Annotated in this window: 19 protein-coding genes and 1 pseudogene; 13 read left to right on the top strand and 7 right to left on the bottom strand. The window is 68.5% G+C overall.

Translation table 11 applies throughout. From position 1 onward, the window contains the following. Positions 1-8 precede the first annotated feature (8 nt). From drmC to OG507_RS18460, 3 genes are all read left to right on the top strand, one after another. Positions 9-779, top strand: a complete 771-nt coding sequence (drmC, locus tag OG507_RS18470) for a DISARM system phospholipase D-like protein DrmC (RefSeq protein ID WP_327368291.1) — start codon at positions 9-11, stop codon at positions 777-779. Between the two features lie 120 nt (positions 780-899). After that, on the top strand, positions 900-2,252 hold the full coding sequence (locus tag OG507_RS18465) for a hypothetical protein (protein ID WP_327368290.1): 1,353 nt from the start codon (positions 900-902) through the stop codon (positions 2,250-2,252). A gap of 115 nt (positions 2,253-2,367) precedes the next feature. Further along, positions 2,368-4,518, top strand: a complete 2,151-nt coding sequence (locus OG507_RS18460) for a UvrD-helicase domain-containing protein (RefSeq protein WP_327368289.1) — start codon at positions 2,368-2,370, stop codon at positions 4,516-4,518. A gap of 105 nt (positions 4,519-4,623) precedes the next feature. Here the strand turns inward: OG507_RS18460 and OG507_RS18455 are convergent, their stop codons facing one another. The 3 genes from OG507_RS18455 to OG507_RS18445 all read right to left on the bottom strand — a co-directional run bounded on the left by OG507_RS18455 (position 4,624) and on the right by OG507_RS18445 (position 9,621). Next, positions 4,624-7,209 carry a GmrSD restriction endonuclease domain-containing protein gene (locus tag OG507_RS18455; RefSeq protein WP_327368288.1) on the bottom strand — a complete coding sequence of 862 codons (2,586 nt, stop codon included), beginning with the start codon at positions 7,207-7,209 and terminating at the stop codon, positions 4,624-4,626. 698 nt (positions 7,210-7,907) lie between these two features. Continuing rightward, positions 7,908-8,390 carry an NUDIX hydrolase gene (locus OG507_RS18450; protein WP_327368287.1) on the bottom strand — a complete coding sequence of 161 codons (483 nt, stop codon included), beginning with the start codon at positions 8,388-8,390 and terminating at the stop codon, positions 7,908-7,910. Positions 8,391-8,400: 10 nt separating this feature from the next. Beyond that, a complete protein-coding gene (locus tag OG507_RS18445) occupies positions 8,401-9,621 on the bottom strand; it encodes a helix-turn-helix domain-containing protein (RefSeq protein ID WP_327368286.1) in 1,221 nt (406 codons plus the stop codon). A gap of 206 nt (positions 9,622-9,827) precedes the next feature. Here OG507_RS18445 and OG507_RS18440 point away from each other — a divergent pair, with 206 nt between their 5' ends. From OG507_RS18440 to OG507_RS18410, 7 genes are all read left to right on the top strand, one after another. Beyond that, on the top strand, positions 9,828-10,730 hold the full coding sequence (locus OG507_RS18440; RefSeq protein ID WP_327368285.1) for an aminoglycoside phosphotransferase family protein: 903 nt from the start codon (positions 9,828-9,830) through the stop codon (positions 10,728-10,730). Between the two features lie 80 nt (positions 10,731-10,810). After that, positions 10,811-12,061, top strand: coding sequence for a methionine adenosyltransferase (locus tag OG507_RS18435; RefSeq protein WP_327368284.1), 1,251 nt, complete (start codon positions 10,811-10,813; stop codon positions 12,059-12,061). Continuing rightward, complete coding sequence (locus tag OG507_RS18430; protein ID WP_327368283.1) at positions 12,061-12,987, top strand: aminoglycoside phosphotransferase family protein; 927 nt, start codon at positions 12,061-12,063, stop codon at positions 12,985-12,987. The genes OG507_RS18435 and OG507_RS18430 overlap by 1 nt, the downstream gene beginning before the upstream one ends. Then, complete coding sequence (locus tag OG507_RS18425) at positions 12,984-13,694, top strand: histidine phosphatase family protein (protein ID WP_327368282.1); 711 nt, start codon at positions 12,984-12,986, stop codon at positions 13,692-13,694. Before OG507_RS18430 ends, OG507_RS18425 begins: the two co-directional genes overlap by 4 nt. Continuing rightward, a complete protein-coding gene (gene serS / locus OG507_RS18420) occupies positions 13,687-14,979 on the top strand; it encodes a serine--tRNA ligase (protein WP_327368281.1) in 1,293 nt (430 codons plus the stop codon). Before OG507_RS18425 ends, serS begins: the two co-directional genes overlap by 8 nt. Before the next feature lies 1 nt (position 14,980). After that, positions 14,981-16,003 carry a glycosyltransferase gene (locus OG507_RS18415; protein ID WP_327368280.1) on the top strand — a complete coding sequence of 341 codons (1,023 nt, stop codon included), beginning with the start codon at positions 14,981-14,983 and terminating at the stop codon, positions 16,001-16,003. Next, complete coding sequence (locus tag OG507_RS18410) at positions 15,997-16,992, top strand: hypothetical protein (protein ID WP_327368279.1); 996 nt, start codon at positions 15,997-15,999, stop codon at positions 16,990-16,992. Before OG507_RS18415 ends, OG507_RS18410 begins: the two co-directional genes overlap by 7 nt. Before the next feature lie 126 nt (positions 16,993-17,118). On the opposite strand, the gene OG507_RS18405 is transcribed toward OG507_RS18410, so the two are convergent. From OG507_RS18405 to OG507_RS18390, 4 genes and pseudogenes are all read right to left on the bottom strand, one after another. Next, the gene (locus tag OG507_RS18405; RefSeq protein ID WP_327368278.1) at positions 17,119-18,831 is read right to left on the bottom strand and encodes a relaxase/mobilization nuclease domain-containing protein; all 1,713 of its coding nucleotides are present in this window, start codon (positions 18,829-18,831) and stop codon (positions 17,119-17,121) included. Beyond that, positions 18,828-19,169, bottom strand: a complete 342-nt coding sequence (locus OG507_RS18400; protein ID WP_327368277.1) for a plasmid mobilization relaxosome protein MobC — start codon at positions 19,167-19,169, stop codon at positions 18,828-18,830. Before OG507_RS18400 ends, OG507_RS18405 begins: the two co-directional genes overlap by 4 nt. A 949-nt stretch (positions 19,170-20,118) precedes the next feature. Then, a pseudogene (locus OG507_RS18395) lies at positions 20,119-20,810 on the bottom strand (zinc finger domain-containing protein). A gap of 5 nt (positions 20,811-20,815) precedes the next feature. Further along, on the bottom strand, positions 20,816-21,661 hold the full coding sequence (locus OG507_RS18390; RefSeq protein WP_327368276.1) for a helix-turn-helix domain-containing protein: 846 nt from the start codon (positions 21,659-21,661) through the stop codon (positions 20,816-20,818). A 692-nt stretch (positions 21,662-22,353) separates the two neighbouring features. On the opposite strand from OG507_RS18390, the gene OG507_RS18385 reads away from it, so the two are divergent. From OG507_RS18385 to OG507_RS18375, 3 genes are all read left to right on the top strand, one after another. Beyond that, positions 22,354-22,518, top strand: coding sequence for a hypothetical protein (locus tag OG507_RS18385; RefSeq protein WP_327368275.1), 165 nt, complete (start codon positions 22,354-22,356; stop codon positions 22,516-22,518). Positions 22,519-22,596: 78 nt separating this feature from the next. Next, positions 22,597-22,923 (top strand): helix-turn-helix domain-containing protein, encoded by a 327-nt coding sequence (locus tag OG507_RS18380; RefSeq protein ID WP_327372022.1) that lies wholly within the window; start codon positions 22,597-22,599, stop codon positions 22,921-22,923. A gap of 38 nt (positions 22,924-22,961) precedes the next feature. After that, the gene (locus tag OG507_RS18375) at positions 22,962-24,467 is read left to right on the top strand and encodes a LacI family DNA-binding transcriptional regulator (protein WP_327368274.1); all 1,506 of its coding nucleotides are present in this window, start codon (positions 22,962-22,964) and stop codon (positions 24,465-24,467) included. Positions 24,468-24,472 lie beyond the last annotated feature (5 nt).

The following is a 24,472-nucleotide window of genomic DNA, read 5'->3' as shown; positions in this document are numbered from 1 at the left end:
TCGACCCGGTGAGCCGCAGACGCTTCGAGGCGGCGGCAGCGACGGCCGCCGCCTCGCTCGGTCCCACACGGACTAAGGCGCTGGCCACGCTCCTCTCCCAGGGCCGCTCGCCTGCGTACATCCTCGGCAGGCTCCAGACGCCGGCCGCGCTGGAAGCCGTATCGGCGTTGCTGGTGTCGATGACGGAGGACGGCGTTCCCTCGGCGGAGGCGGCGGCGTATCTGCGGGGTTACGCGGCGGCCTGGACCCGGCGGCGCGAGGACACCGAGGCCCGAGCGGTGTGGAGCGGCCCTTCCACGCCCGGGACACCCGGCCGCGCCACCGCCCAGGTGCTGACGGAGGTGGTCGGCGCCGCGGAGCACCGGCTCGTCGCCGTGACCTACTCGGCCCGCTCGTACGCGCCGCTGACCGCAGCGCTGTCCGAGGCCGTGGCCCGAGGCGTCACGGTGGACATCGTCGTGGAGACGCTGGAAGGCGCGGGCGGGCTGCTCTCTGGGAACGAACCGGCCGACGCTTTCTCCCGTATACCGGGCATGCGGCTCTGGCACTGGCCGAAAGGCCAACGCCCCGCTCCTGGCAGCCGGTTGCACGCGAAACTGGCGGTGGCCGACGACCGGATCCTCTTCCTCTCCAGCGCCAACCTCACGGCGGCCGGCGCCGAGCGCAACATCGAGGCGGGCGTCCTGCTGAATGGCGGTCCCATGCCGGGGCGAATGGCGGACCACATACGGGAGTTGCAGCGTCGTGGGGTTCTCGCGCGGTGGCCAGGAGCTTCATGAGGTACCGCCACCGTCGAATGATCGCCATTCACATGACCGATTGACAGCCACTGTGCCCGGACAGCCGGAAACTGACCAACAATTGAGCCTCCAAGTTTCGCGAAATGTAGGAGGTCGCTGATGGTCGCCGTCGCTCTAGTACACAGCACCGCGCTGATGACGGAGCGGCTCCCTGAGAAACCTCCGGCCTGGCTGACCCGGGGTGAGCGGACCTTCGCGTACCCGTACAGGGACTGGAGGAAGCCGCGTGTGTGGTGTCTCGCCTTCTTCACGGACCGTCACGCCCGCTATGAGCAGCGCAGGATCATCGGGGTGGGCGGCGTCTTCCCGGGCAGGCGGTCGGGTACCTACGAACGTGCTCTGCTCGCCCGTGACTTCACCGCACTCCAGGTTCCGCTGCCGCTCGTCGACCTTGAGGGCGCCATGGGGGCCAGCCGCCGGTTTCTCAAGGACGACGGTCGTTTGTCTCCCGCGGCCGGCGACAACCTGCTCGCCGCCATCCGGCATCTGCGGCCGGAACTGAACGAGACGCTGGATGGCCTGGAGAACAGCCTGGGGGCCAATCCTCCGACAGGTCGGGAGGGAGAACAGCGGAGCTTTGAGAAGGACGCGGTGGGCACCGTCATGGAGACATTCGGCGCGGACCGCGATCAGCTCGAAGCGTGGCAGCAGCCGCTCGGCGGCGACGATCCCCGCTCCCGGTCCGTCCCCTTCATCGAAGGGATGCCCGCCCTCCGGCAGATCGAGGACCAGCAGATCGTCCACGACTACCTGCGCTTCCCTGGCATGGAGGGCGAAGACGCCGTGCAGGTCGGCTGGCGGATCTACCGCCGCAGCTCCGAATCCCGCCATCGGCTGTTCGTGTACAACGCCAACCGCACGAACGCCGAGACTGTCATGGGCGTCGACATGATCTACGTGAACGAGCACGCCCGCAGCGTGGCCATGGTCCAGTACAAGCGGATGCGTCAGAGCGGGCCCGGCTGGGTGTACTGGCATGACGCTACCGGCGAGCGGGAGCTGAAGCGGATGGAGACCGTCGACGAGGAGTGCAAGGCCGAGGACCGGTGGGCTCGGAGCAGTCAGGAGGGGCCGACGACGCTGGGAGATCCACGCCTGGTACCCACGCCCAGCATGGTCAAACTGTGCCGAACCACTCCCTTCATGATGAACTCCGCTGCCCTCATCCCCGGCATGTACCTGACGCGGGAGCACTTTCAGGAACTGCTTCAACGCCCCGAGGCCGACGGGCCGTCCGGCGGGACACGCATCGTCGAGGAGTCGGTTCCCCGGTACCTGAACAACACCACCTTCACCACGCTGCTCAGGGACGGATGGATCGGCACGCGCGGCACCGGCTGGGACTACGTCATCGACCTGATACGCGAGAGCCTGTCCGCCAGCGGGCCGGGCTCCGTCGTCGTGGGGATGCACCGGAGCGAGGTTCCGCCCGGCAACCGTCGAGTCAACTGACCCGTGCCGCAGGCGGACGGAGATCGAGGCGATCCGGCTGCCCTGGCACGTACGGACCGGTCTCGCGAATCGGAGCCGGTCAGTAAGGTGATCGTAGTCTTCTGGAGGGGCGCGGATGGCGACGCTGGGGATGCACCGGGACTTCCTGCTGGAGTTCGCGGCGTTGGAGAAACCCGTCCAGAAGCGGGTCTTCGAGGTGTTCGAGAAGTTCGCGGCAGCGACGCACACTGGGCTGCACCTGGAGAAGCTGAGTCACCAGAAAGATCCACGGCTGCGGACCATCCGCATCACCGGCTTCTGGCGCGGCGTCGTCCTCAAGGGCGAGTCGGGCGACAGCTACCTGCTGCTCAAGGTGCTCCCCCATGACAAGGCCAACGACTGGGCCGCCAAGCACCGTGCGTCGGTGAACGAGGCGACGCAAGGCATCGAGATACGCAACGACGTGGCCCTGGAACGGGCCACGGCGGGGCTGCGTGCGCTGGCCGCCGAGGAACCGACCCGCCTGTTTCCCCACTCCGACTACCCGGACAAGGTGCTGCGCAGCCTCGGTGTGGACGAGGAGATCCTGCCGATCATCCGGCTGATCCCGGACGAGGATCATCTGGAGGCACTACACAAGGTGCTGCCGGAGCATCAGTACGACGTCCTGCTGGGGCTCGCGACCGGCATGACGCCCGAGGCGATCGATCGGGAACTGGTGCAGGCGTACGCCCGGACCGCCGCGCAGACCCCTGCGGCCGACGACGGTGACGAGCTGGGCACCGCGATGGCCCGTTCCCGCGGCCGGGTCGCGCTCGTGTCGGGCCCCGTCGAACTGCAGGGAATCCTGGAGCGGCCGTTCGACGCCTGGCGGGTCTTCCTGCACCCGAGCCAGTACCGGGTGGCGTACCACGAGGGCTACGCCGGGCCGGCCCGCGTCACAGGCGGGCCCGGCACGGGGAAGACGGTGGTCGCCCTGCACCGGGCGTACCACCTGGCGCGGCAACTGCCCGAGGGCGCCCCCGACGGGAGCGTCCTGCTCACCACTTTCACCAGGGATCTCGCGGCCGAACTAGAGCGCTGTCTGACGCTGCTGGTCGAGGAAGAGGAGGTCCGGGCGAGGATCCGGGTAGTCAACGTCGACGCCCTGGCCAACGAGATCGTACGGGCGGAGCGCGGCGGCGCCCCGCTGAAACTGGTCTTCGACCAGAAGGAGATCACCGCCCGCTGGACGCGCATCGCGCGTCGGCTGGGGATCGACTTCACGGACGTCTTCCTCGACCAGGAGTGGCGTCAGATCGTCCTCGCGCAGGCCCTGACCGAACCGGAGGAGTACCTGAAGGCGCCGCGCACCGGCCGCGGCACCGCGCTCCCACCGCTGAAACGCCTTCAGGTGTGGCGGGCTGTCTCCGCTTTCGAGGAGCAATTGCGCCAGGCCGGCGAGTGGACGTTCCTTCAGGTGTGTGCGGAGGCGGCACGTGTCTTGGACGGCCGGGAGCAGCGGTTGTACCACCATGTCGTGATCGACGAGGCGCAAGACTTGCACCCCGCGCAGTGGCGGTTCCTGCGGGCCCTGGTCGCTCACGGTCAGGACGATCTGTTCCTCGCCGGGGACACCTACCAGCGGATCTACGGGAACCGGGTGTCGCTGCGCTCGCTCGGCGTCCAGGTCGTCGGCCGCTCGCACCGACTGCGGATCAACTACCGCACCACACAGGAGATCCTGGCCTGGTCGGCCTCGCTGCTGACCGGTGAGGAGCCGGACGACATGGACGGCGGGAACGAGACGCTGGCTGGATACCGCTCCACCATGCACGGAGAGCGGCCGGAGACGGCCGGGTATGCCACCAAACCCGAGGAGATTGAGGCACTGGTGGCCCGGGTGCGGGACTGGACCGGCGCAGGGGTGCGGGCGGAGGACATCGGGGTGGCGGTGCGCTTCGCCCAACTGGGACGGGACATCGCCCAGGCTCTGGAGCAGGCTGGCCTCGCCGCGTGCGTGCTCGGTGCCGGGCATGGTGGCCCCGGTGTCCGGATCGGCACCATGCACCGGATGAAGGGGTTGGAGTTCCGCTGCGTCGCCGTGGCCGGAGTGAACGACGGCACCGTGCCGATGAAGTCGGCCGTCACCGCGGTCGACGTCGACGCCCAGCAGCATCAGGAGGACCTGAACGGTGAGCTGAACCTGCTCTTCGTCGCGTGCACACGGGCGCGCGAGGCGCTGCGGGTGTCCTGGCACGGGGCGCCGAGTCCATTCCTGGCGCCGGTCGTCAACTCGCGCCCGTGATGTCCATGGGCTTCGCTCGCCGTTGCTACAGGCCCCATGCGTGACGTGGCGTGGGGCCGCAGGATGCCGTCGCCCCACGCTTCACCGGAGGGGTCACGGAGGGTGTCAGGGACTGTCGGGGTCCTTGTCCACCATACGGCGGGCCTCCGCGAGAGCCACCGTATGCGCGAACCACTCCAACACCGCGCAGATCTCCGCGCTGTGCGCGGCGAAGACCTCCACCGCGAAGGACGGGCGCAGGTCCAGTTTTGCCTCGGCCAGGTCGATGCCCTCGATCTTGTTCAGGCGGTTCATCAGCTCGCGCCGCAGAGGCTCGTCGTCGAACGGTGGGCGCCGTTTCAGATACTGGAAGACGACCTCTACGGTGCCGGAGACCGGGTAGAGGGCCAGGGGCCACAGCTCTCGGGAGGCGGGGGCGTTGCCGAAACTCACTGTGGGGAAGCAACTGGTCTCGCTCGCTCGGCCGTAGGCGAGATGACCGCCCTGCTGCTCCCAGAAGCGCAGGGCGTCCAGGACGCCGTCGACGGTCTCCTCGGTCTGGTTGTCGCGCAGTTGCGTTTCGAACCGGCTGGTCGCCGACTGCTGCTCATCGCCGTCAGCCCGTGGTGACGGCTCGGCCTCATCGGCGACATCCTTGCCCAGCAGGGCCGCCAGGTCGGAGGTGGTCAGCCGGTGGGATCGGCGGGCCCGGCCCGCATCGTCGAAGGAAACTCCCTCGGCCTCCAGACGGGTTCGCACATCACCGAGGTCCTGGCCGTCCGGCCACCTGAAGCCCGCCGAGACGCGGCCGTCCGCCGTCAGCACCCGGTAGGCGCCGTGCAGGCCCACCTTGGACGCCAGATGCTGGCCGACGGGGACGGCGTGGGTGCCGATGAGCGCGGCGACATCGCCGTACGTCGTCCACGTCCCGGCTGGCATGGCGAGAAGCGCGGCCCGCAGCTCCTTCCATCCGGACCACTCGTCGTCCACCGGGACCGTGCCCGCGACGGGCCCGGGCCACAGCCGCACCACCCGGTCGGCGAGGGCGGCGCCGCGGTCGAGGATTTCCGCCTTCCCCCAACGTTCCCGCCCTGCGATCTCCTGGTTCATCCGCAGGGAGCTGAAGTCCAGGATCTCCTGCTTGCGGCGGAACGGATGGTTCGAGAGCTTCGCGTTGTCAGCGGAAAGAGTCAGGTTGCCAAGCGTGTGGACGAGTAGGGCGTGGAGTTCCTCGGCGCCCTGTCCGTCCTCGGTCTCCTCGGCCAGCAGGTCCAGCCACTGGTGTGCGGGGCTCTGTGGCAGCACGTGCTCGACGGTCAGGCGTGCCTTGGCGAAGTCGACCGGTTCGCTCGCTCTGTAGCTCTCCTCCAGCCTCCGCAGCACCTGGAACCGCTGGTTGCTGCGGCCCGCCTTGTAGAACGGCCGGGTGCGGATCGCCTCGCGGACGGCGTCGTCGTCGGGCCAGACACGGGCACCCGTCTTGCTCTTCGACAGGAAGCGGCTTACGGCCTCGGCCGGGTCGTCGTCCTTCTCCATCTCCTTGGCCATCTCCATGAACACCCGATTGCTGCCCGTGGTGGAGTGTCCGGTGAACAGGCGCCGCACCATGTAACTCTCGGCGTACGCCAGTGCCCGGGCGGCCTGGTGGGGTGTGGCCTGCCCATCGTCCACGCGGCCGAGCAGATGAAGTGCCAGCGGGTAGTGGGTCTGACCGCCCCACCGGGAGAGCCTCTCCAGCACTTCGCGCAGCTCAGGGTCGGCCTCCCTCTCGGGTTCCAGGATCCGCATCAGACGTTCCGCCCGGCGGGCCAGGGAGGCGATCTCGGCCTCCAGGGCCGCTTCGTCGGAGCTCAGAGGCTCCAGGCGTTTCTTCTGGTCCCGGTAGATCTCGCTCTGCTTCGCCCGGCTGTTGCCGGCCACCACCAGGTCGAGCCAGACGAGGAGTTCGAGGTTGGCGGGGCCTAGCCGTTCCTGCATGGGCAGCCAGAGACTCTGGTAGACGGACTCACCTCGGGTCGGCAGGCACATGAAGAGGTAGTTGCGCAGCAGGTCGCTCTGGCTGAGTCCGACCCCAGTGTTGTTGATCGACTCGAAGATCCGGTAGACGTTGTCACCCTCCGACGCGGTGATCTCCACGATCGACAGCAGACCGCTCAGCACGGTCTCCACCGCGTCCGTCCACGTCTCACCAGCATTTTCCTCGCCCTCTGCGAGGGCGCCCAGGAAGAACCGGTAGGCGGCACCCACGTTGCCGGGGCCGCCGGCCCTTGGCGAACTCTCGACACAGGCGGTGAAGGCGTCGCGGTCCGCCTGCGTGGGCAGGAGCCGGTAGTGGTCGTCGCCGCTTCGGTACTTGTTGACGAGCACAAGGTCGTGGATGCGCTCGGCCTTCTGCTCCGCGCCGCGTTCCCGGTGGCGGTCGCGCAACGCCGTGAAGGCGAGCATGAGAGTGGTGAGCCGCTGCTGGCCATCGACCACGAGCCAGCGCTGCATGCCGCCGGCGGTGATCCGGCCCGGGGCCAGCACCACGGAGCCGAGGAAGTGCGCCGCGGGGGGCCGTCCTTCCAACTGCTCCTCGACCAACTCCTGAACGTCGTCCCAGAGTTGCCGCAGCTCGTCCCGCTGCCAGCTGTAAGTGCGCTGATAGAGCGGCACTTGGTACTGCTTCTCGCCCTGGACGAGTTCGTTGAATGTGGTCTCCTGAGCGTGCACGCGCGTCTTTCCCCCTGCCGAGTCCCGGACGACCCATATTCCACCATCGGGGCGGGGGTGTCCTCGTCCTCGACTGGATCAGTAGCGGCGACGCGTCTTTCGGGGGCCGGGCCTCCCGGCTACACGAGGGCGCGCTGACCCACACATTTTCGGTTCCAGCATCGTGACGGTGCTCCAGAAGGACACCGGCGGTGAGTTGCCGACGCCCCACTTTCGGTAGCCCGAGGCGAAGGTACGGGCCATCGCGTGGTCACTGATGGCGCAGAGGTCGGTACTCAGTCCGAGGATGCGGAAGTCGCCCATCGCCCGTGAGTCGTCGGAAAGATGGGCCCACCGGCTGCCGGTAGGGCGGCACTCGAAACTGCCGCCGTGTATCTGCTCTCACTCGCGGACCATCCCGATCAGGACGGCATCCGTCTTACGGCCGTCCGTGAGCCGTCTCTGCTCAGCGGGCGCCTTGGGCCAGGATGCGGCTGATCGTGTCTTCGGCCTTCTCGGTGTTCTGCGAACCGGAGCCTGCCCTCGGGTGCGATGAAACCAAGCAACACACCTCTCACAACGGCGCACACAATGCCGGGCAACCGAGGGCATTGTCTCGCCCCTCGCTGCCGGGAAACCACGCGCCGACGCAGATGGCTCATTTCAAGTCCATGTGGAAACAGGGGAATTCGCGTGGGTACGGGCCGAGGAGCGTCTGGTCAAGCCCGTGTTTCTGGTGACACCCCATGTTCCAGATAGGCGGTCAGGCCGTCTGCGCGCGCCTGGATGCCAGCGTTGATTCGTCGTACGAGGCGGGGAATCGTGAGCTCTGGCAGTCGCTCGGCGTGATGGAAGTCGTAGCTGCGGAGCTCGTCGGCTTGCAGCGCGATCTGCTGGCGCTGGTCCGCGCTGAGACGGCCGCCGTCGAAAAGGTAGAGGACCTTGTCTCCCTCTCCCGGATTCGGTGCCCAGTCCACGACGAGCAGGCGGCCGATGTCCGGCTTGATGCCCAGTTCCTCCTGGACTTCGCGCACACACGCTTGTCGGGGAGACTCCCCGTGCTCGACGTATCCGCCAGGGATGTCGCGGTAGTCCTTGTAAGAGGGTTCGACGAGCAGGACTCGATCAGCATCGTCGAAGAACAGCGCGCCGGCTGCCATGCGCGGGTGGGCCATCTTCGCTTCGTGCTCGTTCTCGCTCACGGGACGGACTCTAACCGCCGACGACGCCGAGCCTGCGCGCCAGGTCTGCCACGGGCTGGGACGGGCGGCCTCGGGTACTCCGGATCCAGCCGATGACCAGTTCTCGGCTCAGGTAGTGGTGGCGCACCTGCTCGGGGGCGGCCTGCTCGGCGTCCAGCAGGGTGGCCAGGGCTTCGTCGGTTCGGTTCCAGGCGCTGAGCGCTCGGGCGACTTCCAGGTTGTGCCTCACGCGGCGTTCCACCGGCAAGCTGCTGGTGTCGATGCGTTGTCCAAGGTCGGCGGCTATCTGGATGTCTCCGAGCTCTCCGGCGGTGGCGACGCAGTGGATGGCCACGTTGGTCGGGCCGAAGGCAGTCCACAGGTGGTTGGCGTCGGCGCCCAACCGCTGTGCGGCTTCGTCGGCTTCGCGAAGGAAGGTCTGTGTCGTCGCCCGGTCCTCCGCGCGGGCTGCCGCCATCGCGCCGGCGAGGAAGAGGGTGCCGTAGACCGAGAGGTACTCGTCGTTCGCGGTGGCCAAGCCGGGCTGCATCACGGCCGCGGCATCGTTCACCAGCTGGACCGCCGGGACGAAGCGCCCGGTGGCCAGCAGGCAGTGTGCGACCGCCCGGAAGAGCGAGCCCGTCACCGCACTCTGGCCGCTGTGCTGCGCGGCCGCCAGGCCGCGGTCGGCTGCGATCCATGCCAACTCCGACTCCCCGACCTTGCCGAGCACCATGGCCGCGCCTTGATAGGTCAGGGCGAGCAGGGCATGAGCTTCTTCCCCATTGCGCCCCGAGTACGTGCGGGCTGCGGCGAGGGCATCGGGCAGTACGAGGGGAAGGCGTCGCGTGGCGAAGCCGTAGCGGGACGCCTGATAGGCGTCGAGGATCTCCTCCACGTTGGCCCGAAGGTCCATCAGGGCCGGTGGTTCATTATCGGTCGCAGGCCCCAGTAGCGGCGTGAGCTGCTTGTAGTCCATGAGGGCTTCACGCAGGGCGGGGACCGTGCGGCGGCCGCTGTCGTTCGACCACTCCATGAGGGTCGGTTCGGCAAGCAGGTCTCCGAGGGAGACGTCGAGGGCCCCGGCGAGTGAGGTGATCACCGAGAGCCGGTCGAGCTCGATCCGATTGTTCTCCGCTTTGCACAGCCAGTCCGTGGTCCGTCCGACAAGGCCGGCCAGGACTTCTTGGGAAAGGCCGCGTCGGCGCCGGTACCAGGCGACGCGCTCGCCGATGGTCAGGTTTTCTGTCATCCCTCGCATGTCCTGAGCATCACCTCGTGGCCGGAATCGACCCCGGAAGGATTTTCCGGGGTGCTGCGGGGTGCCGTACCTACTGTCGCAGTAGATCGAAAAGGCCGCCGGGCAATGTGGTCAACTCCCGCCGCCTCGGGCGGCTTTGGCTATCGGTCCTACTTCCCGCATGGGAGTGGGGCACGGCTCGCTGACACGGACTGGAGGTGTGGAGGGTGCGCAGCACGAAGTCGGCGGAGCCGTGGACCGAGCAGGGTCTCGGCCCATTCGGCCCGGCAGCTCTCAAGCCGTACTCCAGAACGAGCTTCGCCACGGACGGCAGCGCCTTGCTGAAGATCTACGTGGGCATCGACCCCGAGGGCCGGCGCCGACGTGAGGTTGCGACCGTCGAGCGCGCTGCCCTGTGGGGTATCTCGGTCCCGGCCATCCTGGCCACGGGAAACGACGAGCCCGGCTCTTGGACGGCATTCCGGGCCGTGGATGGGACGCCGTGCTCGGTGGGCACGCACACAGCGCTTGAGGAGTACATCGGTCATGTCGAGGCTGTGGGCGGCAGGCTGCACCGGCCTGTTGCCGGCATTACGCCCGGTTCCGGCTGGGAAGCACGGCGAGCCAGTGGCGTTTCCGCACACCAGTTCCTGCTGGATCAGTTCTCTCCTCGCTGCTGGTGGCTGCCCTGGTGGGTGGTGCTGAGTGAGGCCCTCCAACCCATCGATTCCCATCCGGTTGTTCACCTGCATGGTGACCTCAAGCCCGAGCACCTCCTCGTCGACGGCGATCGCCTGTACCTCGTCGACTGGGAGGCGAGTGCCTGCGGACCGGCCGTCGTCGACTACACCGACGTGGTCTTCCACCTCGTACGCGACCTGCTGTACGGGGGTGTGCCGCCCGGACGCATCCCGGTCGATCTCCTGACCCGATTGCCGTTCAGTGGCCCTGTCCTGGCCTGGCGCCTGCTCCTCTGGCTCGATCGCCGTCGGACGCAAGACATCGACCTCATCACCGCTCACGACGTCTATCGACTCGCTGCCGAGGAACAGGCTGCGTCCGCGTACCGGTCACTCGCTCAGTCAGTCGCGCTCCTCCGCGCTGCCGGCGTTCCGCGCTGACTCCTCCGCTCCACCGCTCGTCCAGGCGTGCTGACGCCTGCGCTCATCCCCTTCTACCCACCCCTGAACGGGAGTTCGTGATGCCTCGTACGAGCACGATCATCGACAACAGCCACATCGTCATCGACACCGGCATGGCTCAGCCGGACGCGACGACCATCGTGGAACGCAAGGGCCTCGGCCATCCGGACACCCTGGCCGACCATCTCGCCGAGCGGTTGTCCCGCGCCTACAGCCGCTACACCGTTCAGCACTTCGGCGCCGTACTGCACCACAATTTCGACAAGCTCGCCCTCCTCGGTGGAGCCAGCGAGGTGCGGTACGGCGCCGGCCGGATGACGTCGCCGGTGCGGGTCCTGGTCAACGGGCGGGCCGCGCCCATGTGCGGCGGCGAGCCGATACCGGTCACGGACATAGTGGAGACCGAGGTCCGGGCGTTCTTCGCCGAGCGACTGCCCGAGGTCTCGGAGCACCTCGACATCGTCTTCAACATCACCAGCAACTCGAGCCCGGGTGCCGTCATCACCGGCGGCGGGGTGCCCGACCGCACCCGCTGGTTCAACCCGCGCTCCGTCGAGGATCTCCGCGAGCGGCGAGTACGGCTCTCTAACGACACGTCCCTCGGCACCGGCTGGGCGCCGGAGAACCCCTTCGAGTCGTTCGTACGGGAACTGGTGGACCACTTCTCCGGGAAGAGCGAGTTCACGCTCGCCCACGCCTGGTGCGGTTCGGACGTCAAACTCATGGGCTACTGGGACGGCGCTCAGGCCGACATCGTGTTGTGCGTTCCCCAGAAGTCGCGCCATGTCGCAAGCCGGGCGGCGTACGTCCGCAACGCGGAGACCGTTCTCGCCGAGTGCCACCGCCTCGCCGCCCTCCGGCTGCCCGAAGCGGAGGCGCGCTTCCGGCTGAATGCCCGCGACGTACCGGAGAAGGACGAGCTGTACCTGACGTACACCGGCAGCTCGATCGAGTCGGGTGACGAAGGCGTCGTAGGGCGAGGAAACCGGGTCAATGGGCTGATCACACCGCTGCGGCCGATGAACCTTGAAGGCGCCAACGGCAAGAACCCCGTCTACCACGTCGGCAAGCTGTACAACGTGGCCGCGCAGCGTCTCGCCCACCGGCTCCACGAGGCGACCGAGGGGCACGCCGAGGTTCACCTGGTGAGCACGACCGGGCAGCGGCTCGATCAGCCCTGGCGCATCCTCGTCCGCCTGTCGTCCCCCGACGCCGAGGTGGACAAGGTGCAGGCCCTCGTCGCCGAGGCTCTCGGCGAGTTCCTGGCCCTGACGGACGAGCTGGTTTCCGACGGGATCGTGCTGAGCTGATGGCGACGCGGACGCTCGGAGAGGTTCCCGCAGGGTGCAGGCAGCGACTACTCGCGCACTACGGGCCGGAAGCCCAGGCGTGGCTGGACACAGCACCGGACCTGCTGGAACAGGCCGCCGAACGCTGGAAGTTGTCCCTCGGCGACTACTACGACGCCGGACACGCCTCGGTGATCGCGACAGCGATCGCCCTTGACGGGCGTCCGCTGCTCCTCAAGGCATGGACCGACCCTGCCCGGTATCGCCACGAAGTCAGTGCGCTGCGGCTGTGGGCAGGCGGACCGACGGTGGACATCGTCGAGGCCGCTGACGACCAGGCGGTGGCCGCCCTGGAGCTGGTGGGAGGGCGCCCTGGTGGCGCTGAGCGGCCAGAGCGCGAGGTTCAGATGGTGGCTGCCGCCCTTCAGGGGCTGCACGCTCTTGGCCGGCGCCGAAGACGACCGAACAGCTTCCCGCTGCTCGCCGACCACCTCAGTACGGAAATGCTGCCGCGGATCCGGCGACGGATGGAGACGCTCGACCTCGGCGCACGGCATCTCGTCGTCGATGCCGCGCTCCCGGCGCTCGCCGGACTGCAGGAAGACGGAGACAGGACGACTGTCCTGCACGCGGACCTGTACCGGGAGAACGTGCCATTCGACCGGCTGGGGCACCCTCGCCTGCTCGATCCGCTGCCCATGCTGGGCGACGCGGCATTCGACTGGGCCTTCTGGACCGTCTATTACGACCTTGGGCACGGGACCAACGGACGGCTGGCCGCTGCCGCTCGGATCTCTCGGATCCCCATCCCTGTGCTCGCACCGTGGTGCAGAGCACTGGCCCTCGACGGACTCCTTTACTACCTGGAGGCCAGAGACCCGAGAGCGCCGCAGATGGCGGAAGTGCTCGCCGGCCTCTCCGCGTCGACCCCGAGGAGCGGCTCGTGACCACCTACGTTCTCCGCCACGGACAGACGAACTACAGCAAGCGATACCTCGTCAACGGCGACCCGTCCCAACCCATCCACCTGACCGAAGAGGGGCGGCATTCGCTGAGCCTGGGCTGGTCCACCCTCCCCCTCCACACCGTGCGGACGTGGCTGACCAGCGAGTTCCCACGTGCACAGCAGACAGCTTCTCTGCTGATGGGAGTGCCGGCGGCGGAGCTGGTCATCGACCCTCGCCTGAACGAACTCGACTACGGAGAGTTTGAGGGCAGCCCATTTCTGGAGTACGCGGTCTGGCTCGACGGCCAGGGCCCGAACGAGCGGCCGACGGGTGGCACCGAGTCCCAGCGCGACGGCATCCGGAGGATGCTCACCGGACTGCTCGCCGCCCTGGAGCGCCCTGGTCCCCGCGTTCTCGTAGGCCACGGCCTTCTTGCCTCCGTGCTCCTCTGGCATCAGAGCCGATCTCCGAAGGAGGCCATACCGCTCTTCTTCCCCGAGGCGCCGTACGTCGAGCCGATCGCCATACCAGATGACGAGCTGCTGGACTGGGTCACGACGCTGATGAGTGATCTCGACAGAGACGTTCCGGGAGGTCGCGCCGACCGTGGGGGCGCGGACATATTCCGGATCGGTGAGGGCTCGGCGGTTGCTACCGTCGATTCCGTATCCCACCAGCCGGATCAAAAGGATCTTCCTCATGCATGATGCCCGCGCCCTAATTGAAATGGGTGCCGAAGCGGTTCGTCGGCTCGCCCGTCGCGGTTACTCTCTGGACCTGTCCGAGCTGGAGTCCCTCCAGTCTCGGCGCAACCAGAGCATCCGCTCGGCCGACGAGCTGCGGGCTGAGTCCAAGCGGGTGGCGAGTGAGGTCCAGCAGACGGCCAAGCAGGGCGGCGACATCTCCAAACTGAAGGAGCGCGCCCGCGAGCTGAAGGACCAGATCCGGGAGATCGAGGCCGGGCAGGTGGAGGTCGAGGAACAGCTCCGCGATCTCCTCCTCAGCATCCCGAACCTGCCGGACGACGCGGCCCCGGACGGCGACTCCGAGGAGTTCGCGATCGAGATCCGCCGGGTCGGCACTCCGCCGGCCTTCCCGTTCGAACCGAAGGACCACGTCGACCTTGGCGAGGCCACCGGCATCCTCGACTTCGCTCGGGCGACGAAGCTGTCCGGCCCGCGCTTCGCGGTCTCGCGCGGCGCCGGAGCAGCACTGGAGCGTGCCCTGGCCACGCTCTTCCTCGACCTGCACACCCGTCGGCACGGGTACGTCGAGCACGCGGTCCCGTACCTGGTCACCCGCAAGACGATGACCGGCACGGGGCAGTTGCCGAAGTTCGAGGAGGACCTGTTCAAGACCGGCGTCGCCGACCGCGAGCTGTTCCTGATCCCCACGGCCGAGGTGCCACTGACCAACCTCTACGCCGACGAGATCATCCCTGCGGCCGAGCTGCCGCTGGCGCTCACCGCGCACACGCCGTGCTTCCGGTCCGAAGCAGGCTCGTACGGCCGCGACACCCGGGGCCTGATCCGCCAGCACCAGTTCGCCAAGGTCGAGATCGTCCAGATGGTCGACCCGGCGGATGCGGACGCCACGCTGGAGACGATGGTCGGCCATGCCGAGGCGTGCCTGAAGGAACTCGGCCTCGCCTACCGCGTCGTCAAGCTGGCCGCGGGTGACACCGGCTTCTCCGCCCAGCTCACCTACGACATCGAGGTCTGGATCCCGAGCCAGAACACGTACCGCGAGATCTCCTCGGTCTCCAACTTTGGCACCTTCCAGGCCCGCCGGGCCAACATCCGGACCCGCGGCGAGGACGGCAAGCCCAAGCTCGTCGCCACCCTCAACGGCTCCGGCCTGCCCGTCGGCCGCACCCTGGCCGCTCTCCTTGAGCAGTGCCAGCAGCAGGACGGCTCCATCGTCCTGCCCGAATCGCTCGTCCCGTACCTCGGCTTCCGCCGTATCTCGGCGGACGGAACACCGGAGGCATAACGTGCTCGTCGGCGTCTGCGACTTCCCTGGTAGCTACGCCTTTCCACCTGCTGGCTACGGCGGGATCGAACGATGGCTGTGGGCGGTCGCCGTAGGCGCCCGAGCCGCAGGCGCCGACGTACACCTTCTTGGGCCGGGCTGGCTCAGGGACCTGGAGAACGACTGGGTCCGAAAGCCGGTTCGCCTGGAGGACATCACACCCGGAACGCTCGCAGAGCGGGAGCTGCGCGGCAGCGGCTACGACCTCATGGTCGTGGGCCACGAGTACCCGTCGCTTCCGGCCTGGACCCGCACATGGAGCGAGCTGGACTGCGACGTCGCCACGTTCCAACACTCACCGGTTTTCCAGCACACCGCCACCGCCTTCGACGGCCGACGGTCGCGGCTCTACTGCTACTCGCCCGAGATGACCGAGCGCTACGCCGACCACCGGCCGATCCCTGAGCTCGCCGTTCACCTCGGCCTCCACGAGGAGGAGCCTCCAGCCACCGCTGGTAACGACCTCGTCTGGCTCGGCCGGATCGACGAGGACAAGGTCCCACACATCGCCGTGCGGGCGGCACAGATTCTTGGCCGCCGGATCCGAATCGTCGGTCCGGTCTTCGACAAGGAATATGTGCGGCGCCACGAGGACCTCTTCGGCGCCGAACACGTGGAGTGGGTCGGCGAACTCGGGGGCACCGCCAAGACAGCCGCGATCGCCGAGGCGTCGGTCTTCGTCTACACGTACGCCCGTGGGTACGTAGAGGCCGGTGCCGCTGTCTTCGGTGAGTCCCTCCGCGCCGGCACTCCTATGGCTGCTCTCACCTGGCGGGAAGGGACATGTGCCCAGGCAGCCTTGTGTAACGAGACCGGCGCGGTCGCCGTCGCCGACCCCCGAGAGGACGATGAGACAGCGGCGCGGAGGCTCGTCGACTCAATACAGCAGGCGGAAGACCTCGACCACCGCCGGGTCCAGGCTGTCGGAATGCAGCGCTTCGACCCGGTCCGTCACTTCCAGACGATGGCGACACGACCGTGCTGACCCGGGTGAAACAAACGTTTGGGGATGAATTGGCCCAGCAGATACCGGGCGTGCTGCGTGCCGCGTTAAGCCCGCACTGGGAATTCACGGCCGACGGCCGCCACATCGAGATCCGCCACCCGAACCGTGGTTCTCCCTACAGACCACCGCGCAGACCGCTCGCATGGAGTGAACTGCTTGACTCGCTGGAGACTGGTTTCGCGCGAGACGGGGTCGCACGTGACGCCTGCCTTCCCCTCCGCTGGGGCCGGGAGACCGAACTGACCATCTCCGCGGTCCAGGCACTCGACCCACTGCTCAAAGACGGCCAACTGCGTACATACCGAAGCGGGTTCCTGCCCCAACCAGTCGTCCGCTTCACGGGTCAGAGGGACGCCACCGGCCACCTGAGGGACGGCTTCCTGACCTCCTTCGTCAACATCTCCCGGGTTCAACGGATAGACAACCTGCAGGAGTACGGTGCCATCCTCGACGGGTGGCTGACAGTGCTCTCCCAACTCGGCTTTCATGCCCGGCACTTGGGCATCAAGGGCAAGTTGTCCTCCTGGCGTCGGCGGCAGGTCGAGGGCATCACACTGCGTTTCCAGCACCTGGACCGCACCCTTGGCGACATCGTCCTCCTATGGAACACCGAACACCCAGGCCACTTGGCCGTGGACGTCGGCAGCGGACTCGAACGCTTGGCGTGGGCTCGCACCCAGAAGTGCTGGCATCAACTGATCTACGCCAGCTTCGCCGAGGCTGCGCCGCCGACCACGCTGGATGCCATCCGTACCGCCACGCTCCTACTTGGGCACGGGATCAGCCCAGCTGCCCGGGGAGCAGGGGGAATCACCCGGCGGGTCATTGGCTCAATCGACCGAGACACCGCCCGCCTTGGCGTCGGAGCCCTGGTCCGGGAGATGTACGGCTACTGGTCGCTCGTCGGCGTCCTGCGCGCTCCATGGCCAGAGATCGCTCGCGCTATGGAGGAGGAGATGCGTCTGTAGGGCCACAGTATGTACGGGAGTTCCAGGGTGTGTCATGAACCGCGTACGGCAGGCCGCGGAGTTCTGCGACTCATCGGTGCCCCTCTGCCCTGGCCATGGCAGAGGGGCACCGTCATATGGCTGGCGTCACCTTGTCTTACGGGGGCGATTGTCTCGGTTCGGCGAGAGGCCGGCGGCACGTCGGTTGCCCGTTGTCGCGGTGGTGGTGGGCTCGGGCATCGCGGTCGCGTCGGCGGGCAGGTCGGCCATGCGGCGCAGCCGCCACACCAGCACGTCACTGATGGAATCGGCGGTGCCCAACTCCTGCCGTCCGGCAGCTTCTGCCAGGAGTGCGGCCGGGTCGTGTCCGGTGGTCTCGGCGTCGGCGAGTGTGGCGGCCAGGGCGTGCCAGCCCGCTTCGGCGAGGATCTGTTCGGCCAGCTCCGGCACTGTCTGGCGCAGGTGGGCGGCCTGCTTCTGGCGCAGGGGCTGGGGCAGGCGCCGACCTCGCCGGTACAGCACGCCCAATGGGACGTCGGCGGCTGCCTGGTAGGCGGCGCGCAGGTGTTCGGCGGCTTGGCGGGCTGCGGCGGCCTGTTGGGCGTGGTTCTTCTTCGCGTGCCAGTGGGCGGCGGCGGTGATGAGGAAGAACGCCATGTCGATCGCCATCGCGGTGGTGGCGCCGTCTTCTCCGCGGCCCAGGGCGGGGCCGCTGTAGACGAGGTCGCGGGCGGCCTGGCGTAGGGCGTGGTCGTGTCCGCGTTCTGCCTTGATGTGGGAGCGCGTCGCCCGCTCGAACGCAAAGGCCGCCTCACGCAGTTCGGCGCGGGTGTGGGCGGCGGAGGTCTTGGCGAGCGCGTCCAGGACCTCCCCGGCCGCCGCGATGTGCGCGGCCACCTGGGCGTCCTCACCATGGTCGATGACCAGCATTGCCTGCCACGCAGCCGTGGCCGTCCGACGCCGCGCTGTCGCCGGGCCACTCGGGGCTTCGACGGAGGGTGCGTCCGTGCCCTGGTTTGGGATGCCGGCGGTGAAGCGTTTGCGGATGCGGGGCAGGGACAGGTCGGGGGAGAGGGTGGAGCCCGCGTAGAACACGGGCTCTTTCTCGCCGTTGCGGTTGTCCGGGAGGGCGACCTTGTAGCCGAGCAGGTCGCCGGAGGGTGCGACGCGCTTGCGGATCAGCAGGCCGGCGGCGGCCAGTCGGTCGAAGAACTCCTCCTCGCTCATGGCTCCGGCCACTGCCCGCCGTACGGTTTCGCGCAGTTCCTCGCGTGCCGGTTGCTCCCTGCCCTCGCGTTCGGCTTTGTGGCATTCGGCGCTGGTGGGGGGCTTGGCAGCGGTGCCGTCCCCGGGCGGGACGCGGCGCAGTCCGTAGTCGGCTTCGATGCGGCGGCATTCGGTCTGGGCGCGGCGGGCCTCGTTGTGCAGGCGGGGCCGGCGGCCGTCGTCGCGTACGAGGGTGGCGATGATGTGGATGTGGTCGGCGGCGTGCCGGACTGCCGCCCACCGGCAGGCGGTTTCGTCGCCGTCGGGGGCGATGCCGGTGGCGGCGACCATGCGGCGGGCGATGGTTGCCCAGTCCTCGTCGGACAGGATCGGGTCCTCGGGGGCGGCCCGCACGGACAGGTGCCATACGTGTTTCTCGGGACGCTTGCCGGTGGCCAGGGCAGCGACGGGCTGGTCGAGGAGGCGCTGGAGGTGTTCGTAGGTGGCCTTCGGGTCGCGGCCGGGGTCGGGGGTGAGCGGGTCGAAGGCGGCCACCAGGTGCGGGTCGGTGTGTTCCTCTTTGGTGCCGGGGCCGTAGAGGTAGCGGATCAGGCCGATCGTCTCGCTGCCGCGGTCGTGGATGCTGGGGATCACTCCGGGGCACCGCCGTCGCGGTGGGCGAGCAGGGCGTCTGCGGCGTCCTCCATGCGGCGGGCCGCGCTGCCGACGCGCTGGGCCATGGCGTCCAGGTGGGGTGCGTCGGCACCGGAGTTGAGGGCCTTGGCGACCTGGTTGAACAGGCCGTGGATCCAGCCCAGGTGCCGACGGGCGGCGAACAGCTCGTTGATGACCTCTCGTTCAGTGGCGATCTCGGCGGCAGTGCGATGCAGGTCGCGTGCGGCCTTGTCGACGGCGTAGGCAAGGAAGGCGGCGTTGGACATCTGGCAGTGGGCGGCGGCGTCGGTGAAACGCTGGAACTCGGTGTCGTTCATGCGGCAGCTGGGCTGGTGCAGACGCTTGAGCGACGTCGGCTGACGCGGACGCTGGCGTCGCTTCGCCAGGGATTCGGCCTGCCGTTGCCTTCCCTGCTGCGATCCGCCCTAGGTCGCAGCCTGACCCCCCGGTGCCCCCTGGCACCGGGTTGTTCCCGCCACTCCTGGGGCGGGAATCCCGGGAGCATTGCTCCCGGTACAACTTGCTGGGCTGTTGTCTGGGGCGATCGGTATCTCCTGCTGGTTGATGTGGTCAGGGTGGTGGCTGGGCACGGGTGATGTTCTCCGGGGTAGGGATGCTGAGCCGCCGGGGGTGTGCCGACTGTTGGCAGACGGCCAAGGGTCGGAGCAGCCCAGCGGTTGTGGTGTGTGATCTTGGAAGGGCAACTGAGGCACGGGCTGGCGGAGCCGCAGCCGCGATCGCAAGGCCAACGGGGACCGGTCCCCAAAGCGCTGCGGTGCACGGTCCCCAGACACTTGGGGACGGGCACGTGCCGTTCATCGGGGACGGTCCCCCTGACGCATCGTCACGGGGACCGTCCCGTTCCACGGCATGGCCTCGGTCCCCGACGGGACCGTTTACGGGCTTTGCGGGGACGGTCCCCGATGCTGGGACCGTGACGGGGACGCCTTCGTGCCCCCCCTGACCAGCGGGTTCGTGAAGTCCTCGCCCGAGCTGACCAGTTTTCATATGGGCCTCGGAGACCGCGTCATCTCGGTCGTCGACGCAACCAGTCCCCCGCCTTTGGGGACCGAGGTGGGGACGGTCCCCGTTGCTGTCAGGCTCGTTCCCCGCAGCCTGTGACGGGCGATCTCTTGGGACGGTCCCCGATCGGTGAGGCGCATGCTTCGGGACCGACGCCGGGGACCGTGCCCAGCCGGCGATTCGCCTGGCCCCCCAGCTGTCCACGCGGGGCAGGCGGGACGGTGGCGAGAGGCAGGGGCTGCGTCATGTAGCTCTCTGCCGGGCGAGCACTCTGGCAGCGAGCTCGACATGTGTCGGATCGGGCGTGGCCCGGGGCGCCCTGCTCCGGGTGCGGCCGTCGGGGCCCACACGCCGACTTCGGCAGGGTTCGCCCTCGCGGGAGTGGCACCACTCGCATCGAACGCTGAGGGCATCGGGTTCTCCCCGCGCGACGGCGGTCTCGCGTACGTCACGGTTCCGCCGGTAGCGGTCAAGCTCGACGCGCGGGCGGCAGGAGGGATGCACGAGCCGACAGCGCGCAGTTGGGTCTTGATGTCCGGGTGGGGGTCGCCGCGCGTGAGCTGCCGGTGCGTCGAGGGGGCCGCCCTTCCGGCGGCGCCGGCGTGCCGACTGCTCATGGGCTCAGCCCGCCAGGCGGTCGGGTCGTCCGGGTCGGCGACCGGGGTCGGGTCGGTGTGTCGGGCGAGTCGGTCACGCCGGTACGTGTGCCACTTGTGGGCGACGTCCACCGGGAGGATCGGGTACGGCGAGTCGAGGACGTGGGCTCGTACCGCTTCGCGGACGTCCCGGCCGTGGACCGTGGTGAAGGGCACGTCGTCCAGCAGGTCGTGCCACTGGGCGATGTGGGCGCGGCCCTCGCCCGCGCCGGTGCGGATGTTGCGGGGGTCGAGGCGGCCGATGTAGGCCAGGATGGCGGCGATTTCGGTTCGTTCCAGGGTGGCTATTCCGTTCCGGTCGGTTCGTCCAGGGCGGCGAGCAGGGCGGCCATGTGCGCCTCGGTGCGGGTGATGCCGGGCGTGGGCGGGGCGGGCGTGCCGCCGGGCAGGGCGTAGAGGTTGGGTCGGTCAGGGGCGGGGGTGCGCTCCCGGGCGATCCACGCGCGCCAGTCGGCAGCCCAGGCGGCGGCGCTGCGGGGCGCCCATGCGGCCCGGTAGGCGCGCCACTTCTCGTCGGCGGCGTGCAGGGCGTGCTCGCCGAGTCGGTCGAGGTGGCCGTCGTGCTGCAGCCAGGCCCGGGCGCCGTCATCGACCTGCCAGTCGGTGGCGGGGATGAACGGTGCAGAGCTGCTGCTGTTACTACCGTTCACCTTCGGTTCTCTTCTGTTCTGGGGGTCGGAATCCGCACCCCCAGGGGGTCTGAATCTGACCCCCCAGGGGGTCAGATTCCGTACCGGGGGATCAGATTCCGACCCCTCGTCGAAGGCGTCAGCAGGGCCGGAGTCCGGTCCCCCAAGGGGCAGATTCCGACCCCCCGGGGGCAGATGCTGACCCTGCTCCGCTGCCTCCTCGGCCAGGAACCGGGCAGCGTCCGGCAGGTGGTAGTACGTCTCGCCCCGGGGCCCCTTGCGTCCGGCGAGCACGACCAGCTCCCCGTCGGCCACCAGCTTGGCCAGCGCGTCCCGCACCGCCGTACGGGAGGCGTTCGTGCGCTTCATGAGGGTGGGCACGGACGCGTACGCGATGCAGCGCCGGTCCGGGCATCGGTCGGCGATCAGGGTGAGTACCAGGCGGGCGGTGCCTTTGCTGCGGCTGTGGTTCCACACCCATTCGCGGGCGTCGTGGCTCATGAGGTGGCGGCTCCTAGGTCAGGGTGGGGAGGTGCGGTGAGCCCTCGTCGGGCGGTGCGCGGGGGAGGAGGTGCACGGTGCCCGACCCGAAAGCATCGGGGAGGGGTGCGCGGTCGTGCGCAGGCGGGATTCTTGCGTCCGGCACTGGTATGCCGAGGCGCATGCTGCCGGAGTCGGCCACCGGGGCGCGTAGCCAAGATAGCCACATCGGTGCCACACAAGTCCAGCATTCCGCCGAGGGAATGAGAGAGCTGACGGCGAACGCGTGCTCGGAGGCATTCCCAAAATTGTAATCCTGGATTGGCTGTTGCCGAAATAGCTTGCCTGTGAGGTCGAGCCAGAAGGATCACATCCGGAACCTGTTGACCTCCATCGGAGCGCAAGTTACAACACAACACCCCATGTCAGCACACCTGTCTGGCGGCCTCAGCCGCCATCTTCCGGTACCCCTGGAGCCGGGTCCGGCGGCAATTCCCTTCGCGCAGACGGGCGCAACATAGCCGACGATCGCCGGTTTCCCAAACCGGTGATTGCGACTTACAACTTGGAGCCATGGCAGCACGATCCCTGGAATCGGTCCGGCCGGAATACGAAACCGCCCGCCCCCTCGAAATCCCCGCACCGTACGCGTCCTCGCCCAGCGAGAACTCGCCGCCCGCGTCACCGGCCTCGGCCGTCCGATGTCCCACACGATGCTGTCCCGCATCGGACGAGCACAGGGCCGCTACGACATCGACGTCGCCGTCGCCTTCGCCCAGGCCCTCCCCGTCTCACCTCTCGTGCTGCTGCATGGGGCCGAGCATCCCGTGACGAGTTTCCGTCCAACACCGTCGACCGAGCACGCCCGCCAGAGTTAGGACCCATTCCTTTTGCCCCACACCGCCATCCCCCGCGCCCTTGCCCGCTCCCTCCCCGGCACCGAGGGCGAAGCCGCCTTGACTCGCCTCTACCGCCCCGAGGAGATCGCCGAGATCCTCGGCTGCTCTGCCTGGTGGGTCAAGGACCGTGCACGACGGCGCCTGATCCCGCACACGCGAGTTGGTCGCGCCTACCGCTTCACCGCTGAACACCTCAGCGCGATCATCCGGATCCACGAAGAGCCGGCAGCGCAGTCCGCGCAGCGCACCCCTTCCCGGACGTCCCGGCCTGCGCCGACCACGGCATCACCGCGTACGGGGCAGCAGCCCCAGTCCCCGGCGTCCTCCGTCCCCCGTCTCCGGGCCCGACCGCCCCGTAGGTCGCAGTACGGCACTGCCGCCTAGCACGAACCAGCAGACAACAGGAAGGGGGGCCACAGGGCGTGGGCTTTGCCGAGAAACGCGGTAGTTACTGGCGCGGCAGATACAAGGTCAGCGAAGGCAAGTACGGCACCGTCGTCGATCCGACAGGTGCAGTGGTCAAGTTCGCCACCAAGCGTGAGGCGAAGCATGCCGCAGACGAGGAAGAGGCCAAGGTGCGACGCGGCACCTGGCGCGATCCGGCGGCCGGCCAGGAGACGTTCGGCGAATACGCCAGTCGCTGGTACGACGCCCAGGACCTGGCCGCGTCCACCATACAGAACTACCGGCGCCACATAGAGGAGCACCTTCTCCCCGAGTTCGAGGACAAGGCGCTCGCCGGCATCCTCCGCACCGACGTGGACGTCTGGGAGAAGCGGGAGAAGGCCGTCTACGCCGCGTCGAGCGTCAAGACGTGGCGCGCGACGCTCCACCTCATCCTGGAAGACGCCGTGGATGAGGGACTCATCGCCTCCAACCCTGCCGCGAAGCGACGCGGACGCGGCAAGCGCGCCGGCCGTTCCCGCGACCGCGGACCCGAGAAGGTCATCACCGATCCGCTCGGACTGCTGCTGATCGCCGAGCGCGCAGCCCTGCTTTCCGGCCGCGACGACGAGTTCGTCGCCGTGATCCTCAAGGGCTACACCGGCATGCGGTGGGGTGAAGTCGTCGGGCTGGAGACCGAGTTCGTCCGCCCCGGCGCCGTACGCGTCGAGCACCAGCTGTACGAACTGGACTCGGGCGAGCTGACCCGTTGCCCACCGAAGGACGACAGCTACCGCACCCTTGATGCCCCCGCCTTCCTCTCAGCGCTGGTCGCCGATCACATGGCCCGCGTCAAACCGGCGCCCTGCCCCTGTCACGGCAAGCGGTACGTCTTCCGAGGTCAGGGCACCGCCCGCACCGGCGGTCACCAGGGCGCCAAGCTCGTGGACGTCGCCCGCCGTGCCGGAGTCTCCACCGGTACGGTCTCCAACGTCCTCAACCATCCGGAGCGCGTAGGCGAAGAAGCCCGCGTCCGAGTCGAACTCGCCGTCAGGGAACTGAATTTCGTACGTGGAGGCACCCCCACGGTGACCGCTGCTCACTGGCGCCGCAACGGCTTCGCCACCTGGCTGTTCACACCGGCCACTTCCGGCTGGTATCCGAAGAAGGCGCCCCAGGAGGCCCGACCCGTCCCGCTGCTCGGCGATCCCCGGCCCGGCATCCCGGTCCGAGGCCGCGGCGCCCACGACAGGGCGGACGCCTGCTGGCTCCCCATAGCCGCGGGACTCACCCCACACGGCCTACGCCACTCCCACCGGACGCACATGGAGGATCTCGGCACGGAGAAGGTCCTCATGGACGATCGCATGGGCCACATCGACGGCTCGGTCTCGGCACGCTACGCGCATGTCACCCCTGGCATGCGTGAGCGCCTCATGCTGGGCCTGACCAAGCAATGGGAAGCGGCTCTGGATGTCCGCCGGGGCATGCATCCGCGGTCGCCAGTCGCTGCCCTGGACCGCCTGTTGCGGTCCGCGTTTTGACGCGT

The organism is Streptomyces sp. NBC_01217, from assembly GCF_035994185.1.
Lineage (GTDB): Bacteria > Actinomycetota > Actinomycetes > Streptomycetales > Streptomycetaceae > Streptomyces.
The sequence above is the reverse complement of the archived record's forward strand: the minus strand, read 5'-3'. Positions and strand labels throughout refer to the sequence as shown.